This is a genomic window from Burkholderia sp. IMCC1007, from assembly GCF_027257875.1.
Classification (GTDB): domain Bacteria; phylum Pseudomonadota; class Gammaproteobacteria; order Burkholderiales; family Burkholderiaceae; genus Burkholderia.
Map to the genome: position 1 here is coordinate 16371 of NZ_JAPVQY010000022.1, position 17008 is coordinate 33378.

Annotated in this window: 17 protein-coding genes; 10 read left to right on the forward strand and 7 right to left on the reverse strand. The window is 68.5% G+C overall.

The genetic code is table 11. The features are described from left to right. Positions 1–61: 61 nt before the first annotated feature. The 3 genes from O1Q03_RS19715 to O1Q03_RS19725 all read right to left on the reverse strand — a co-directional run bounded on the left by O1Q03_RS19715 (position 62) and on the right by O1Q03_RS19725 (position 3083). Positions 62–751, reverse strand: a complete 690-nt coding sequence (locus tag O1Q03_RS19715) for a DUF4286 family protein (RefSeq protein ID WP_269505550.1) — start codon at positions 749–751, stop codon at positions 62–64. Between the two features lie 100 nt (positions 752–851). Then, entirely contained in the window at positions 852–1907 is a 1056-nt protein-coding gene (locus tag O1Q03_RS19720) for a LysR family transcriptional regulator (RefSeq protein WP_269505551.1), read from the reverse strand. 384 nt (positions 1908–2291) lie between these two features. Further along, positions 2292–3083 carry an SDR family NAD(P)-dependent oxidoreductase gene (locus O1Q03_RS19725; RefSeq protein ID WP_269505552.1) on the reverse strand — a complete coding sequence of 264 codons (792 nt, stop codon included), beginning with the start codon at positions 3081–3083 and terminating at the stop codon, positions 2292–2294. Positions 3084–3530: 447 nt separating this feature from the next. Between O1Q03_RS19725 and ypfJ the strand changes: the two genes are divergently transcribed. The 9 genes from ypfJ (at position 3531) to O1Q03_RS19770 (ending at position 13333) form a co-directional block, all read left to right on the forward strand. After that, complete coding sequence (gene ypfJ / locus O1Q03_RS19730) at positions 3531–4412, forward strand: KPN_02809 family neutral zinc metallopeptidase (protein ID WP_269505553.1); 882 nt, start codon at positions 3531–3533, stop codon at positions 4410–4412. A gap of 295 nt (positions 4413–4707) precedes the next feature. Next, a complete protein-coding gene (locus O1Q03_RS19735; protein WP_269505554.1) occupies positions 4708–5439 on the forward strand; it encodes a helix-turn-helix transcriptional regulator in 732 nt (243 codons plus the stop codon). A 210-nt stretch (positions 5440–5649) separates the two neighbouring features. Beyond that, complete coding sequence (locus O1Q03_RS19740) at positions 5650–7152, forward strand: aldehyde dehydrogenase family protein (RefSeq protein WP_269505556.1); 1503 nt, start codon at positions 5650–5652, stop codon at positions 7150–7152. Positions 7153–7240: 88 nt separating this feature from the next. Further along, complete coding sequence (locus O1Q03_RS19745) at positions 7241–8581, forward strand: aspartate aminotransferase family protein (RefSeq protein WP_269505558.1); 1341 nt, start codon at positions 7241–7243, stop codon at positions 8579–8581. Positions 8582–8618: 37 nt separating this feature from the next. Continuing rightward, a complete protein-coding gene (locus O1Q03_RS19750; protein ID WP_269505560.1) occupies positions 8619–8849 on the forward strand; it encodes a hypothetical protein in 231 nt (76 codons plus the stop codon). Next, the gene (locus O1Q03_RS19755; protein ID WP_269505561.1) at positions 8828–10330 is read left to right on the forward strand and encodes an APC family permease; all 1503 of its coding nucleotides are present in this window, start codon (positions 8828–8830) and stop codon (positions 10328–10330) included. The genes O1Q03_RS19750 and O1Q03_RS19755 overlap by 22 nt, the downstream gene beginning before the upstream one ends. Next, positions 10327–10944, forward strand: coding sequence for a DUF3156 family protein (locus O1Q03_RS19760; protein WP_269505562.1), 618 nt, complete (start codon positions 10327–10329; stop codon positions 10942–10944). Before O1Q03_RS19755 ends, O1Q03_RS19760 begins: the two co-directional genes overlap by 4 nt. A 70-nt stretch (positions 10945–11014) precedes the next feature. Continuing rightward, entirely contained in the window at positions 11015–11953 is a 939-nt protein-coding gene (locus O1Q03_RS19765; RefSeq protein ID WP_269505564.1) for a helix-turn-helix domain-containing protein, read from the forward strand. A gap of 171 nt (positions 11954–12124) precedes the next feature. Then, positions 12125–13333, forward strand: coding sequence for a porin (locus O1Q03_RS19770; protein ID WP_269505565.1), 1209 nt, complete (start codon positions 12125–12127; stop codon positions 13331–13333). 54 nt (positions 13334–13387) lie between these two features. Here O1Q03_RS19770 and O1Q03_RS19775 read toward each other — a convergent pair whose 3' ends face one another. Continuing rightward, entirely contained in the window at positions 13388–14200 is an 813-nt protein-coding gene (locus tag O1Q03_RS19775) for a hypothetical protein (protein ID WP_269505566.1), read from the reverse strand. A gap of 59 nt (positions 14201–14259) precedes the next feature. Further along, entirely contained in the window at positions 14260–14871 is a 612-nt protein-coding gene (locus tag O1Q03_RS19780; RefSeq protein WP_269505568.1) for a LysE family translocator, read from the reverse strand. Positions 14872–14953: 82 nt separating this feature from the next. Between O1Q03_RS19780 and O1Q03_RS19785 the strand changes: the two genes are divergently transcribed. Beyond that, positions 14954–15481, forward strand: a complete 528-nt coding sequence (locus tag O1Q03_RS19785) for a GNAT family N-acetyltransferase (RefSeq protein ID WP_269505569.1) — start codon at positions 14954–14956, stop codon at positions 15479–15481. Positions 15482–15491: 10 nt separating this feature from the next. On the opposite strand, the gene O1Q03_RS19790 is transcribed toward O1Q03_RS19785, so the two are convergent. Both O1Q03_RS19790 and O1Q03_RS19795 read right to left on the reverse strand, forming a co-directional pair. Further along, the gene (locus tag O1Q03_RS19790) at positions 15492–16553 is read right to left on the reverse strand and encodes an alkene reductase (protein ID WP_269505570.1); all 1062 of its coding nucleotides are present in this window, start codon (positions 16551–16553) and stop codon (positions 15492–15494) included. A gap of 81 nt (positions 16554–16634) precedes the next feature. Further along, a complete protein-coding gene (locus O1Q03_RS19795; RefSeq protein WP_096501324.1) occupies positions 16635–16943 on the reverse strand; it encodes an ArsR/SmtB family transcription factor in 309 nt (102 codons plus the stop codon). Positions 16944–17008: the final 65 nt, after the last annotated feature.

Below are 17008 nucleotides of genomic sequence, written 5' to 3' on the forward strand. Positions count from 1 at the left end.
CCGACGTGCGGGCCGCGTGCTGCGAGCGCGCGGCGCGGCCGTGTCGGCGTGGCGTCGGGGTTCAGGCGGGCAGCGCGGCGGCGGCTGTCGGTTTCGTTTCGGCATCGCGGCGTTCGACGGCGAGCGGCGCGGCCGCGCGCCACAGCAGGTCGAACGTGCGCACGTCGTCGTGCCCGGCGAGCGCGGCGGCGACACGGCGCGTGGCGGCTGCGTCGCTGCCCTCGATCAGCACGAGCGCGTCGGCGGCCGGACGCGCGGCCGCATCGGCGCCGATCGGCGCGGAAAGATCGGGCGCGGTGCGGAACAGCCGTGCCGCATGGATACCGGGTTCGCGCAACGCGTCGTCGAAGCGTTCGCGCAGGGCGGGCACGTCGACGCGCTCCGGCGGCAGCACGAACAGCGCGAGATGCACGCCTTCGCCGTCGCCGGCTTCGATCGTCAGGTCGCCGACTCGTCGCTGCGTGCCCGTCATCCGCTCGAAGTTCGCGAGCGACCAGGCCGTCTGGTGCGTGAACGCGCGCCGGTACGCGTCGCTGCGGAACACGTCGAGCGTCTCGGTCACGTACAGCGCGAGGTATTTGCGCGGGCCGTCATCGGTCGCGAGAAAACGCCGCGCATGCGTGAAGCCCGGAATCGCGACGCGTTCCTGCATGTGCTCGCGGTCGTACCACGCGTTGAAGTCGGCTTCGTAGGCGGGGTCGATATCCGTCCAGACGCAGAGCTGGCCGTGAGGAAGGGAAAGGCGGGTCATCGCGAGGTTCCTTGAGACGGGGTGTGTCAGGAACTCCAGTGTCCCGAAGACGGGCCGCGCCCGTCCAACAAGAAAACAAATTCGCGGTGAACAGGTTTTCTTATGAGCGGCGCGGCCGGCGCTTCGCGGAAGGGGCGGGTGGCGCGGCTTTCGGTGTGCGTTTTGCCGCTGCGGTTTTGGTCTTGGTCTTGGTTTGGGTCGCCGGCCGGGCCGGTGCGTTGTCGACGGCACCGGTATCCGCATCGACCTTTGCCGACGCGCACGGCTTCGGACTTGCGGCCGCCGACATCGCACGCGCGACTTCGCTCGCCAGTTCCGCGATGCGCGCGGCGACCGGCAGGCCCTGCGTGCGATACGACGCGACCAGCGGCAGCGCGGGGAATTCGGGTTCGACGTCGAGCAGTTCGAGCGCGCCTTCCTGCAGTTCGCGCCCGATGATCGCGGGCGGCAGCGCGGCCACGCCGAAGCCGTCGGCGACGAGCCGGATCATCGCGGCGACCGACGTGATGCAGTTGATGCTGGCCGGCCGCTCGACGGCCGCGAACAGCCGCTCGATCGTCGCGTGCGGGCCCGAGTGGCGCGAGAAGCTGATGATCGGATACGCGGCGAGCCGCGCGACGTCGAGCCGTGCGCCGCCGAGCCCGAGGCGCGGGCTCGCCGCCCAGTGCACCGGGAACTCGCACAGCGGCAGATTCGTGAAGTCGGGGCCGGGCACCGGGTCGGTCTGCAGGATCAGGTCGACGCCGTCGGTGCTCAGCAGCCGGATCAGGTGCAGCGTCGTGTCGCTCGTGATCTCGACGTCGAGGCGCGGATAGCGCTCGCGCAGTTGCGCCATCAGCGCCGGAAACCAGCTGTGCACGATCGACTCGATCACGCCGATCCGGATCAGGCCAGCGTCGCTCGCCGCATCGATGTCGCGGCGCATCTCGCTGTCGAGCCGCACGATCCGCTCGGCATAGGCGAGCATGCGCCGGCCCGCGGGCGTGAGTGTGGCCGAACGCGTGTTGCGGTCGAACAGCCGCACGTCGAACGCCTCTTCCAGCGACGCGATGCGGCTCGACACGGCGGCCTGCGTCGTATGCAGTTTCTCGGCCGTGAGCCGAAAGTTTTCCAGCTTCGCGAGCCAGACGAAGGTTTCAAGAAACCGGATGTTCATCGAATCCCGAACGGTGAGGCAGTGCCGCGCGCGGCGGCGGATCGGTCGATGTTAGCGGATTTTCGGGATGGCGAACGTGCGGCGTGCCGGACGATGCGCGCGCGGCCCCGCGGATGCCTTCGACGGCGTGGCGCGCAGAGCGGAGCGACGCAGCGCCCGTCGTTGCAGCAGTAGCGCGTCGTCACAGCAGCGCCCGTCGTCGCCGCAATAGCGCGTCGTCACGGCAGCGCCCGTCGTTGCAGCAGTAGCGCGTCGTCACAGCAGCGCCCGTCGTCGCAGCAATAGCGCGTCGTCACGGCAGCGCCCGTCGTTGCAGCTGTAGCGCGCCGTCACGGCAGCGCCTGTCCTCGCAGCATTCGCCCGTCGCCACTGCACTCACCATCATCACAGCTTGTCGAACGCGAGCGTCGGCACGTCGACGACCATTGCGCCGCCGTCCGCGACGAGCGTCGCGCCGGTCACGAACGACGCGTCCGGCGACGCGAGGAACGCGCATACGGCCGCGATCTCGTCCGGATCGGCCGCGCGCCGCAGCGGCACGTCGGCGCTCACGTGCGCATACGCGCCGTCGAGCGTGTCGCCGTAGGCGGACATCAGCGGTTCCATTTCCGCATCGGCCATCGGCGTGCGGACCCAGCCGGGGCAGACCGCATTCGCGCGCACGCCGTGCGGCCCGTAGTCGCGGGCGAGCGACCGCGCGAGCCCGAGCAGCGCATGCTTGCCGACCGTGTAGCCGCACACGCCGGGGCCGGCCGCGAGCGCGGCGATCGATGCGACCAGCACGATGCTGCCGCGCTGCGCGATCAGGTCGGGCAGGCACGCGCGGGCGCTGACGAACGCGGTGTCGAGGTTCGCGTGCATCGCGTCGCGCCACCCGGCATCGTCGGTTTCGTCCGCGCGGCCGAGGCCGTGGCCGCCCGCGCACGCGACGAGCGCGTCGATGCGGCCGAACCGTTCGGTGATCTCCGGCAGAAAGCCGGCCCAGTCGGCCGTGCTCGCGGCGTCGCCCGCGAGCGCGAGGCCGCCCGTTTCGGCGGCCAGCGCGTCGAGCGGCGCGCGCCGCCGCCCGATCAGCACGACGCGGTCGCCGTGGGCCGCGAAGCGGCGCGCGCACGCAGCGCCGATGCCGGTGCCTGCGCCGGTGATCGCGATCGTACGGGGTTGCGGGTGCGTCATGTCGTGCTCCGGAAGGGTGTCGATTCCGGTCACTTTAGGCGGCGCGGGCCGACGCCGGTATCCGCCGAAAGGATGAACGCGACGCGGCCGGATGGCCGGTGACCGCGCCGATGCAGGTGTTGCGCCGCCCGGCACCCCGCACGTCCATTTTGCAAAAGCTGACGATGTTCGGCACCGAATCGCTCTATCCTCCATATTTTTGGGATAAGTCGCAAAAGCCCGGCAAAATAGCGCGGGTGGGGCCGCGAAGCGACGCGTGGCGCGTTGGCCGGCCGATTCCGTCGTGCGAGCGGAGCGGCAGACGGCGATATTGGCGTGATCGTACCGCCCGATGCGTATGTCTGGGGCATATGCATTGCGTCTGCCCACGATCGTGTCGTCGTGGTCGATCGCCCGGTTGCGCGCTCGTGCGACCGGACCATCGACAAGGACAGGGAGGGCCCGGCAATGAGGCTGGACGACGAACAAGAAAGCGTGAACGTGGAGGATCGCCGCGGCGGCGGCGGTTTCATTGGCGGGCGCGGCGCGACGATCGGCATCGGTACGATCGTGGTCGCGCTCGCCGCGTCGTATTTCTTCGGGATCGATCCGCGCGTGATACTGGAGGGTGCATCCGCGCTGCAGGGTGCGCAGCAGCACGCGCAGCCCGCGCCCGGGCAGCATCAGGGCGTGCCGGGGAACGACCCCGGCGCGGTGTTCACGCGCAAGGTGCTCGGCAATATCGAGCGCACGTGGACGAACGTCTTCAACAGCCAGTTGCATGCGCAATACGAGCCGCCGAAGCTCGTGATGTTCAAGAACTCGACGCCGACCGCGTGCGGCACCGGCCAGACCGCGATGGGGCCGTTCTACTGTCCGGCCGACCGCAACGTGTATATCGATCTCGGCTTCTACGACGAGCTGCGCAGGCGGTTCGGCGCGGGCGGCGATTTCGCGCAGGCCTACGTGATCGCGCATGAAGTCGGTCACCACGTGCAGAACCTGCTCGGCATTTCCGACAAGGTCGACGCCGCGCGCCGGCGCTCGAGCGAGGCACGCTCGAACGCGCTGTCGGTGCGGATGGAACTGCAGGCAGACTGCTTCGCCGGTGTGTGGGCGAACAATGCGCAGCGCGCGAACCAGCGGCTGATGGAGCCGGGCGATTTCGAACAGGGGCTGAAGGCGGCGGCCGCGATCGGCGACGATCGGCTGCAGCAGCAAGGGCAGGGCTACGTCGTGCCGGAGAGCTTCACGCACGGCACCAGCGAGCAGCGCGTGTACTGGCTGCGGCGCGGGATGGACTCGGGCGAGGTGAGCGCCTGCGATACGTTCGCCGCGAACGCGCATTGATGTGGCGCTGCGCCGGTGTTGCAAGCGCGGCGCGCGCATTATTAGCCAAGCTGGCCCGATCGTTCCGATTGGCGGCGATCGCCGCGCACGACGTTTCGCGCGCCATTCGGCGTTCATCGCCGATTGCGCAACGCGCAATACAGGATTCCCGTCGCGGAATCCCTCGGCCGGACACGGCAGGCGGCTTTCCCGCCGCCGCCCCGAAGCGGATTTGCCGATTTGTGCTCACCGGCGCATTTCGGCGCCGGTAGGCTGGCTCGAACTTCGACGCGTTCGGCCGCCCGCCGCCCCCTCCATGCCGACTTCATCCGTTCCCGCCGATCATGAAGCCGCCGACTGGCAACGCGCACTGCGCGCGTGCGTCGATGCGTTCGACGCATTCGCGAGCCCGTCCGCGATCGTGTTCTATCGGCTCGACCGGAGCGGCGAGCCGGCCGATTTCGAGCTGTTCGGCATGCCGGAGTCGATGCATCGCACCTACATCGCGCGCTACCGGATGCTCGATCCGCTGCATCCGTCGCGCTGCGCGGCAGGCGACCGCGCAGTCGTCACGCTCGCCTCCCAATTGCCTGACGAAAGACGCGATGCATCCGCGTACTGGACCCGTTTTCTGCGGCGGCATAATGTGGCCGATGTCGTCGAAATCTGGTTGCGCGACGAAGCGGGGCGGACGGTCGGTGCGTTTTCGCTGCTGCGCTTCGGCAACGGCGATCCGCACGGCAACAGCACGGCCGGCCGGTTCGCGCCGGGCGAGATCGACGCGCTGGCGCGGTTGCAACCGGTTGCCGAAGCGGCGCTGGGCCCGCTGCTGCGCGCGCGCCGCGGGATTCACCGGATCGGCTGCGAGGAGCGGCTGACCTACCGCGAGGAGCAGATCGCGCGGCTCGTGCGCGACGGCCGTTCGAACAAGGAGATCGCGCGCGACCTCGCGCTCGGGCAGCCCACCATCAAGACGCATCTGATGCGCATGTATCGGAAGCTCGGCGTGTCGAATCGCACCGAGCTGGTCGGCGCATTGTTCCTGTAATTTTTCCCGTAGTCGCATGCGTGCCGCGCTATTGGTCTGACGATGGCGCGGCATTCGTACGTCGCCTTCGCAGTCTCCGCATCACCGGCATTTCGATTCCCCACGCGCTGCCAATTTGCGCTCACCGGGCGCGTTCCCCCGTCGATACAGTGGCCTGAAGCCCGCATGCCCGCGCGCATGCGGCCAGTCACCACAACCATCGAGACGCCCATGAGCAACACGAACTTCGTCGCCGTCAGCGACACCGTGCGCACCTTCGTCGCGTGCGACTTCGGCCTTTTCATCGACGGTGACATGCAGCCCGCGCACTCGCCGGCCCGGCTCGACGTGTACGACCCGGCGACGGGCGAACGGCTCGCGACGGTCGCCGATGCCGACGCGCAGGACGTCGATTGCGCGGTCGCGAGCGCGAAGCACGCGTTCGACTCGCGCGTGTGGCGCGGGCTGCGGCCGGCCGACCGCGAGCGGATCCTACTGAAGCTCGCCGACCTGATCGAAGCCGACGCCGAAACGCTCGCGCAGCTCGAAACGCTGAACCAAGGCAAGTCGATCCACGTGTCGCGCGCGGTCGAAGTCGGCGCGAGCGTCGAATACGTGCGCTACATGGCCGGCTGGGCGACCAAGATCACCGGCCAGACGCTCGACGTGTCGATCCCGTTCCCGCCCGGCGCGCGCTATACGGCCTATACGCGCAAGGAGCCGGTCGGCGTGGTCGCCGCGATCGTGCCGTGGAATTTTCCGCTGATGATCGCGGTGTGGAAGCTGATACCCGCGCTCGCGGCCGGCTGCACGATCGTGCTGAAGCCGTCGCCGGAAACGCCGCTCACCGCGCTGCGCCTTGCCGAGCTGGCCCGCGAAGCCGGCGTGCCGCCCGGCGTGTTCAACGTGGTCACGGGCGGCCGCACGTGCGGCGCCGCGCTGTCGAGCCACCCGTCGATCGCGAAGATCTCGTTCACCGGCTCGACCGCGACCGGCAAGCTGGTCGGCGCGGCGGCCGTGCAGAACATGACGCGCTTCTCGCTCGAGCTCGGCGGCAAGAATCCGATCGTGATGCTCGACGACGTCGACGTCGCGCAGGCGCTCGACGGCGTCGCCGCCGGCGCGTTCTTCAATCAGGGGCAGGTGTGCGCGGCCGCATCGCGCATCTACGTGCATCGCAGCAGGTTCGCGCAGCTCGCGGACGGCCTCGCGGGCGTCGCGCAGTCGATGAAGCTCGGCGCGGGCCTCGACACGACTGCGCAGATCAACCCGCTCGTGTCCGCGCACCATCGCGACAAGGTCGTGCAGCACATCGAAGGCGCGCGCCGCGCGGGCCTCACGTTCCTCGCGGGCGGCACGCCGGCCGACGACCTGCCCGGCTACTACGTGAAGCCGGCGGTGATCGCCGATCCGCATCCGGACAGCGCGATCGTGCACGACGAAGTGTTCGGCCCGGTGATCGTCGTCGTGCCGTTCGACGATGCGGCCGACGCGGTGCGTCTCGCGAACGCGTCGCCGTACGGGCTCGCCGCGAGCATCTGGAGCAACGACCTGAAGCGCGTGATGAACCTCGTCCCGCAGATCGAAGCCGGCACCGTGTGGGTGAACTGCCATATCCCGCTCGATCCGTCGATGCCGTTCGGCGGCTACAAGCAATCGGGCATCGGCCGCGAGTTCGGCCAGTACGCGATCGAAGGCTTCACCGAAACCAAATCGGTCTGCATCGCGCACTGACGCGCGGCGCGCATTCCGAACACCTGAACACCCTAAGACCGCGATCCGGTGCGATCGAGGTTCAAACGATCCGACAGTGGAGATTGCAATGAGCTACAACGAAGCGAAGTTCTGGCACCCGATGCTGCACCCGAACGAAATGAAACAGCGCAAGCCGATCCGGATCGTGCGCGGCGACGGCTGCTACGTGTTCGACGAAGCGGGCAAGCAGCTCGTCGACGGCGTCGCGGGCCTGTGGAACGTGAACGTCGGGCACAACCGCCAGGAAGTGAAGGACGCGATCGTGCGCCAGCTCGACGAGCTCGAATACTTCCAGCTGTTCGACGGCCTGTCGCATCCGCGCGCCGAAGAACTGTCGAAGAAGCTGATCGACATGATGGAGCCGGAAGGCATGCGCCGCGTGCTGTACAGCTCGGGCGGCTCCGACTCGATCGAGACCGCGCTGAAGATTGCGCGCCAGTACTGGAAAGTGCGCGGCCAGGCCGATCGCACGAAATTCATCTCGCTGAAGCAGGGCTATCACGGCACGCACTTCGGCGGCGCGTCGGTGAACGGCAACACGGTGTTCCGCCGCAACTACGAACCGAACCTGCCCGGCTGCTTCCACGTCGAGACGCCTTGGCTGTACCGCAATCCGTTCACGCAGGATCCGGACGAGCTCGGCCGCATCTGCGCGGAAATGCTCGAGCGCGAGATCCAGTTCCAGAGCCCCGACACGGTCGCGGCGTTCATCGCGGAACCGGTGCAGGGCGCGGGCGGCGTGATCGTGCCGCCGGCCAACTACTGGCCGCTCGTGCGCGAGGTGTGCGACCGCTACGGCGTGCTGCTGATCGCCGACGAAGTCGTGACCGGCTTCGGCCGCAGCGGCAGCATGTTCGGCAGCCGCGGCTGGGGCGTGCGCCCGGACATCATGTGTCTCGCGAAGGGTATTTCGTCGGGCTACGTGCCGCTCGGCGCGACGGCCGTGAATGCGCGCATCGAGGACGCGTTCGCCGCGAACGCCGACTTCGGCGGCGCGATCATGCACGGCTACACGTACGCGGGCCATCCGGTCGCCTGCGCGGCCGCGCTCGCGAGCCTCGACATCGTCGTGAACGAAGACCTGCCCGCGAACGCGGCGAAGCAGGGCGCGTATCTGCTCGAAGCGCTGCAGTCGTTCCCGGAACGCTTCGCGGCGGTCGGCGAGGTGCGCGGCAAGGGGCTGATGATCGCGCTCGATCTGGTCGCGAACAAGACGACGCGCGAGCCGATCGATCCGCTGTCCGGCTACGCGAACGCGGTCGCGGAAGTCGCGCGCGAGCACGGCGTGCTGGTGCGTCCGGTCGGCACGAAGATCATCCTGTCGCCGCCGCTCGTGATTCAGCGCGAGCAGCTCGACCGGATCGTCGACGCGCTCGCGGCGGGCTTCGAGGCCGTGCCGTTCGCGTGAGCGCCTGACGGCGTGCCCGCGTGACGACGAACCGGCGGTGGGCGGCGAGGCTGCCCACCGCCGGTTTGCCGATTTGGGCTATGACCGGATTATTTTGCCTGCGTATTTTTTCGTCATCGGATCGAGTGTGAACGAGCAGGGGCCGGGTGCCGAAGCGCTGAAGCGCCGGCCCGGGCCGATGGCGAAACAACGGACCGGAGCGGGCGCCGAAGCGCCGCCGCCGGTCGCTGAAGGAAGGAGACGAAGATGTCCGGATGGTCTGGAGTGACCGGCGCTGCGGGCGATACGCCCGGCGGTAAGCCGGGGGAAGCGGGCGGCGGCGCGGTGCTCACGGCAGGCGCGGTCGGCTTTCCGACCGCGCTGGCGAGCGCGGTCGGCCTCATCATGGCGAGCCCGGTGATCCTCACCGCGACGTCGGGCTTCGGGATGGGCGGCTGGGCGTTCGCGGTCGCGATGATCATCGCGTTCGTGATGATGCAGGCGCAGGCCACCACCTTCTCCGAAGCCGCCGCGATGCTGCCGACGGCCGGCTCGGTTTACGATTACCTGTCGTGCGGGCTCGGCCGCTTCTGGGCGATCACCGGCACGATTTCCGCGTATTTCCTCGTGCACGTGTTCGCCGGCACCGCGGAGACGATCCTGAGCGGCATCATGGCGCTCGTGAACTTCGAGTCGCTGAACGCCGCGTTCGAGAAGCACAACAGTTCGTGGCTCGTCGGCGTCGGGCTCGTGGTCACGTTCGCGATCACCAACATCATCGGCATCAAGGTGTTCAGCAAGCTCGAGATCGTGCTGACGGTCGGCATGTGGCTGTCGCTGATGATCTTCGGGATCCTCGGGCTCGCGGCCGCGCCGGCCGTGCATCTCGACGGCTGGTTCGGCAGCTCGGAAATCGGCACGTCGATCCCGGCCGTGCTGTCGCTGGTCGGGATGGCGATGTTCATGTTCGTCGGCTGCGAGTTCGTCACGCCGCTCGCGCCGGAAATGAAGGCGCCGGGCCGCACGATTCCGCGCGCGATGGCGATCGGCCTCGTCGGCGTCGCGGTCTGCATGTTCCTGTACGGCGCGGCGATCCGCCGCCAGGTCGCGAACGTGCCGGTGAGCCCCGACGGCCTCACGCACCTGCTCGACACGCCGGGCGCGATCCCCGCGTTCGCGCTGCAGGTGCTCGGGCCGTTCGGGCGCGTGTGGTTCGGCATCGCGTTCCTGTGCGCGGGCGCCGCGACCATCAACACGCTGATGGCCGGGCTGCCGCGCATCCTGTACGGGATGGCGATCGACGGCGCGCTGCCGCGCTGCTTCGCGTACCTGCATCCGCGCTTCAAGACGCCGGTGGTCGGCATCGTCGCGTCGGCGATCGTGCCGATCTTCCATGCGTGGCTGATCAACGGCAATCTCGACAGCATCCTGCACCTGGTGCTCGCCGCGACCTGCGCGTGGGGCACCGCGTACCTGCTCGTCACCGCGTCGGTCGTGATGCTGCGCATCCGTCGGCCTGACTTGTCGCGCCCGTACCGTTCACCGCTGTTCCCGCTGCCGCAGATCGTGTCGAGCGTCGGGATCGTGCTCGCGATCTGGTACATCACGCCGCCCGGCATGAACGCGCGCGACATCTACGTGCCGTTCGGCGCGATGCTCGGGCTCACCGCGCTGTACGCGCTGTTCTGGACGCTCGTCGTGCAGCGCCGGCATCCGTTCAAGCCGGTGCCGGTGGAAGAAGTGCTGCGCAACGAGCACGTCGCATCATGAGGGCCGCGCTCGCCCGCTGGCGCGCGGCGCCCGATGCGCCGCCGGCCGGCCATCGTCCCGGCGCGATCGCCGCGCGCGTGCTGGCCGACCTGGGGGCCGTGCGCGGTGTGCAAGGCGGGGGCGTTGGAGGCGGCGACCCCGGCGAATCCGGCGAGCTCACGGCGCGGCTGCCGAACGGCGTGCGCGTGCGCGTCGAAGAGCGCGTCGACCGGCAATTCCTGATGCACACGGTCAGCGTGGCGGTCGCGGTTGCCGCGCGCGGGCCCGCCGTCGACGGCAGCGCCCGCGTACGGCAGACCGGCTGGCTGCGGCGCACCGGCGTCGCGGCCGAACCGGCGCCACGGTGCGACCCCGAATTCGTGCGCGCGGCGGCCGCGCTCGTTGCAAAGCCATCGCTCGCCGACGCGCTGCGCCCTTTGCACCTGACCGACTGCACGATCGCCGCGCGCGACGGACTGTGGACGCTCACCATCGTGCCGTTCGGCGGCAGCGAGGTCGTGAACCGGATGCCGTCGTTTCGCCGTTACGTCCGGCTGACCGGCGAGCAGGCCGCCGCGCTGTCGGCGGCCTGTCTCGCATTCGAATCCGCCCTGCGCGGAATTTTGCGGGGGTAAGCTGTGACGTTGCGTGCCGCGCGAAACCCGGCGGCCGCGATGAAGAATCAGGGTTTTACCGGAGATGCCGATGCTGTTCCAGTCACGCTCACACGAAGACGTGCACGACCACGGGCTCGCGATCGCGGGCTGGCATCAGGTCTACCGCCAGATGACGCCGGGCCGGTTCAAGGGCACCGTCACTCAGGTGCTGTACGACGACTTCCATTTCTTCCGCGAGACGACCAACCGCCGCGTCGCGCAAACCGGCCTCGCGCCGGGCGGACGCACGTCGCTCGCGGTGCCGCTGTCGGTGCCGGTCGCCGGCACGTTCCAGGGCCAGCCGATCGACGGCTATGCGCTGCTCGCACTGCGCGCCGGCGAGGATTTCGAATTCCATACGCCCGAAGGGATGGGGCTCGTCGGGATCAGCGCCGCATCCGACATGGTCGACGAGTTGTGCGAAGCGGAGTTCGGCGCGGCCGGCGCGCGCAAACTGCGCCATGTCACGCGGCTGTCCGACGCGCAGGGCGTCGCGCTCGGCGCGCGGCTGTCGGCGCTGATCGACGACGCGCAGCGCAACCCGGCGTGCCTCGAATACGCGGCCACCCGCAAGATGTTCCGCGACGCGATGCTCGGCATGTTCCTCGATGCGCTCGACCACGGCATCGGCGTCGAGCGGCGCGACATCACGCATGCCACCTACAGCGATATCGTCAGCCGTTGCGAGAAGCATCTGCGCGAGCGGCCCGAGGAGCCCGTCACCGTGCTCGAGCTGTGCCGCGCGCTGCGCTGCAGCCGCCGCACGCTGCAGACGAGCTTCCAGCGCGTCGCCGACGTCACGCCCGTCGGCTATCTGCGCACGATCCGGCTGAACGCGGTGCGGCGCCTGCTGCGCACGACGTCCGCGCAGCAGCTTGGCGTCGGCGAGGCCGCCGCGAGCTGGGGCTTCACGCATCTCGGCTATTTCGCGCGCGAGTATCGCGACCTGTTCGGCGAGCTGCCGTCGCAAACCTCGCGCCCCGAATGACGTCTTCCCGCCGTGGCGGCGCGGCCGAGCGCCGTCGTGTATTGCCCGTCCCCATCACCGTTTGCTGATTTGGGATAGAGGTCCGGAATTTTCGCTGGATAAAGTCCTGCCACCCATATCGACAACACCATCGGTTTGCACTGCGAACCGATGACCATTGAGGGGCGGGACATGAAGAACGGACGACGACTGACCGCAGCCGCGGCCATGCTGGGGTGCCTGCACGCGCACGCGCAGACTTCGGGGAGCGTGACGCTGTACGGGACCGTGGACACCGGCATCATCTACTCGACGAACCAGCAGTTCACGCGCGCCGACGGCAGCACGGGCGGCGGCCATGCGTGGCAGATGGGCGGCGGCAACCTCGTGCCGTCGCGCTTCGGCTTCCAGGGTGCCGAGCCCCTCGGCGGCGGCCTGGACGCGGTGTTCGCGCTCGAACAGCAGTTCCTGTCCGCGAACGGGCAGGCGCTGCAGGGCGGCACCGCGTTCAGCCGGCAGGCATGGGTCGGGCTGCGCCAGGACGGGATCGGCACGCTCGGCCTCGGCCGGCAATACGACTCGTACACCGACATGCTCGGCGCGTACGTGTCGAGCAACAACTGGGCGACGCCGTACGGCTCGCATCTCGGCGACGTCGACAACCTGAATGCCGCGTTCAACTTCAACAACGCGGTGAAGTTCACCAGCGCCGATTTCAACGGCCTCACGTTCGGAGGCACGTTCAGCTTCGGCGGGCAGGCCGGCGATTTTTCCGCAAAGCGCGGCTATGCGGTGGCCGCGACGTACACGCGCGCGCCGGTCGCGTTCTCGGTCGGCTATCTCGACCTGCATCAGCCGCTCGATGCGGCGCTCGGCGGCGCGAGCGGCTATATCGGCGACTTCGCGTGCAGCAACCCCGGCGCGATGTACTGCCTGCTGCAGGACGCCGGGTCGATGCGCGCATTCGGCGCGGGCGGCTCGGCGACGCTCGGCGCCGCCACCGTCGCGCTGACCTACACGCACACGCGTCTTGGCGACAGCCGCTATTTCTCGACCGACACGCAGCCGCGCACGCAGGCGTTCACGTTCGACATCGGCGAGCTGAACGTCACGTACATGTTCACGCCGGCGCTGCAGGGCGGCGTAGCGTACATCTTCAACGCCGCGCACACCGACGGGCGCGGCACGACGCGTTTCCACCAGCTGAACATCGGCACGAACTACAGCCTGTCGAAGCGCACCGCGCTGTATGCGGTCGCGATCGGCCAGATCGCGAGCGGCACGGGGCTCGGCACCGATGCGAACGGCAACGCGGTGAACTACGCGCAGATTCCGGTGCTCGCGAACAGCAATTCGAGCCGCCAGCTCGCGGTGATGGCGGGGATTCGCGTGAATTTCTGAAGCTTGGTGCTATCGAGGCCAATCTTGTCCGGCCCATGTCATGGTCCTTCTGAATCAATGTTCAGTGGGCCGGGGAGGCGCGATGGTATCCCAGAGTTGCCGATTGTGCTCAGTATCTTTGGGGGTGACGACTGCATCAATGCGAAATGCGATCGCACGACCTCTTTCATGAAACTGAATGGCCGGAACGTCAGCGGGCAGTCGCTCGTGAAGTGAGTGCAGCGGGTGTGTCGATAACCCGAGGTGCGTATCCAGCACCCATCCCGTGTATTCGAGCTCGATCAGTGCGCCTTTGTCATGATCGTCGGCCGGCGACTTGTCGAGGCCGACATAGCGGATATCCCGTTCGGAGGGAAAGCCATGTGTCTTCTCGCCGGTTGCGCTGGGCGGAAGCAGTTTGCCTGTGGTCATGATGCCGTTGGCGCAGTGTGACGTGGTGCCATGAAAGAGGACATCGTTTTCGGTCAGCCTGAACAGCGGGTAGATCAGATAGGTCTTGTGGTGAGAGGATTCGGGCCAGCCGGACAGATGGTAGTAGCTAGCGCCCCACGCACATCCGCTGAAGCAGGCGGCAGGGTTCGTTTGATGTTCCAGGACGGATGTGTCGACGAACGCGGGGAAGTCGGCAGGTGGTATCAGGAAGGTGACACCTCGGTCGGCCAGAAATGCCTTCTCGTCCCGATTCAGTGAGGTCCTAAACATGATGCCCGCATGATTCCGCAGGCGAGGGCATAGCGTGAACGATGAGCCGATATCCCATGCTTCGATCGCAATTTGCGGCTGGAAGCATGCGTCGCACGTGAAGACTTCACCCGGCGTCATCGAGACACGGGACTGGCAGGCGTAGCAAAGCGTTTTGAGCGGCATGTCCGAAACGAGCCCTATGGTTGGCGGACGGCGATGCTGGACGACGAGTGATTGCCGACTCACCGCGTCGCGATCGCCACCGCCGCACCGGCCATCGCGGTCGCGCTCGTGCGATTCGCGATCCGCTTGGCGCGCGCCGACGTCAGGAATGCCCGCGCACGCACCGCGAGCAGCGACCAGAAGCAGTCGGCGAACACCAGGATCGCGAGCATCGTGCCGACCAGCTCGGCCCACGCGAGCACGCCGACATGCGTGAGATCGACGATCGTCGGCAGCAGCGCGAGATAGAACAGCATGATCTTCGGGTTGCCGAGCGTGACCAGCGTGCCCGCGACGAACATGCGCCACGGCGACTGGCCGCGCGGCAGGTCGCCGGCCTGCGTGTCGGTCGGCGCGGTCCACATCTTCCACGCGAGGAACAGCAGGTACGCGACGCCGAGCAGCTTCAGCACGAGCAGGCCCGTCTCGAACGTGCGCGCGAACGCGGACAGCCCGGCCACCGCCAGCGTGAGCCACAGCGCTTCGCCGATCCACATCGCGGCGAGGAACGGCAGCACGTCTCGCACGCCGTTCGTCAGCACGCGCGCGACGAGCGCGGCGACGCTCGGGCCGGGCGTGCCGGCGGTGACGAGCAGGGCGAGGGCGAATACGGCGAGCGCGGACAGCGTCATGGCGAACCTCGGGAAACGGCGTTCGAAAGATCTGAAGTTTCGATTATAGTGACGGCCGTTGCCGCCTGCCTACCTCGTCGTAATGACAGCACCGATCCGGATTCGCCGCGCCACGCGCGAAGACGCGGCCGCCATGGCCGCAGTGGAAGTCGCCGCCGCGCAACGCTTTCGCGCCATCGGCATGGCCGACATCGCCGACGGCGAGCCGACCGACGCGGCCGACGTGCGCGCGCGCATCGACGACGGCCGCGCGTATGTCGCGACCGATGAAGCGGGCGTGTGCGTCGGCTTCGCGTTCTACCGGCTGCTCGACGCGCAGCGGCTCTATCTGGAGGAACTGGATGTCGCGCCGTCGCATGCCGGGCAGCGGATCGGCGCGCGCCTGATCGAACGGATCATCGCGCGCGCCGCGCAAGACGGCGTCGCGCAGATCGTGCTGTCGACGTTTCGCGACGCGCCGTGGAATGCGCCGTACTACGCGCGCCTCGGTTTTCACATCGTCGACGACGCAGCGCTCGACGACACGCTGCGCGCGATCCGCGCGCACCACGTTGCCCGCGGGCTCGACGAGACGCGGCGCGTGTTCATGCGCGCGGACGTGCGCGCATGAGCTCGACGCGTCAGGCCGCGTCGCTGAGCGCCGGGTAGTCGGTGTAACCCGTTTCGCCTTGCGCGTAGAACGTGTCCGGCACCGGCGTGTTCAGCGGCGCGTCGAGTTCGAGGCGGCGCGGCAGGTCGGGGTTCGCGATGAACAGCTTGCCCCACGCGATCGCGTCGGCATTGCCGCTCGCGAGCGTTTCCTGCGCGGATTCCGGCGTGAACTGCTCGTTCGCGATCAGCGGGCCGCCGAACGCTTCCTTCAGACGCGGGCTCAGATGGTCGCCCGAATACGCTTCGCGCGTGAAGATGAACGCGATCTTGCGGCGGCCGAGTTCGCGCGCGACATAGCCGAACGTCGCGGCCGGATCGGAATCGCCCATCGTGTGCGCGTCGCCGCGCGGTGCGAGGTGCACGCCCACACGGCCCGCGCCCCACACGTCGATCGCCGCGTCGACCACTTCGAGCAGCAGGCGCGCGCGATTCTCGATCGGGCCGCCGTATGCGTCGGTGCGATGATTGGTGCTGTCCTGCAGGAACTGGTCGAGCAGGTAGCCGTTCGCGCCGTGGATCTCGACGCCGTCGAAGCCGGCCTTCTTCGCGTTTTCCGCGCCCTTGCGGTACGCGGCGACGATGCCCGGAATTTCATCGAGTTCGAGCGCGCGCGGCGTCACGAACGGACGCGCCGGGCGCACGAGGCTCACGTTGCCGCCGGCGGCGATCGCGCTCGGCGCGACCGGCAGGTCGCCGTCCAGGAACATCGGGTCGGAAATCCGGCCGACGTGCCAGAGCTGCAGCACGATGCGGCCGCCGGCCGCGTGCACGGCTTGCGTCACGCGCTTCCAGCCTTCGACCTGCTCGTCGGACCAGATGCCCGGCGTGTCCGCGTAGCCGACGCCCTGCGGCGTGACCGACGTCGCTTCGCTGATGATGAGGCCGGCCGACGCGCGTTCGGCGTAATAGCGGGCCATCAGGTCGTTCGGCACGCGCCCGGCGCTGGCGCGGGCACGGGTGAGCGGCGCCATCACGACGCGGTTCGGCAGGTGCAGGTCACCGAGGGTAACGGGGTCGAACAGGGTGGGCATGGCAGATAACCTCTTCACGAAAAACGGGCAAGCCGGTGCAGCGCACGCGGCCGATACCCGCAGGGCCGATTCGGCCGGTGGCTAGAGTTCGCGGCGCAGCGCGTCGTGAAATGCGTCGATGACGGCCTCGTTGCGCCGGAAGAACGCCCACTGGCCGATCCGCGTCGACGTCACGAGCCCCGCGCGCTGCAGCGTCGCGAGGTGCGCGGAGACGGTCGACTGCGACAGCCCGCAGCGCGCATCGATCTGGCCCGCGCAGACGCCGTGGTCATACGGCAGCGTCTGCGCCGGGAAATGCGCGTCGGGCGTTTTCAGCCAGACGAGGATTTCCCGGCGCACGGGGTTCGAGAGCGCTTTCAGGATCGCGTCGATGTCGAGTTCGGTCGGCATGGAAAGGCGGTGGTCGGGGCGTTCGGTCAGTAAGCCCGAGCTCACGAGGTATCGTCGATGGCCGA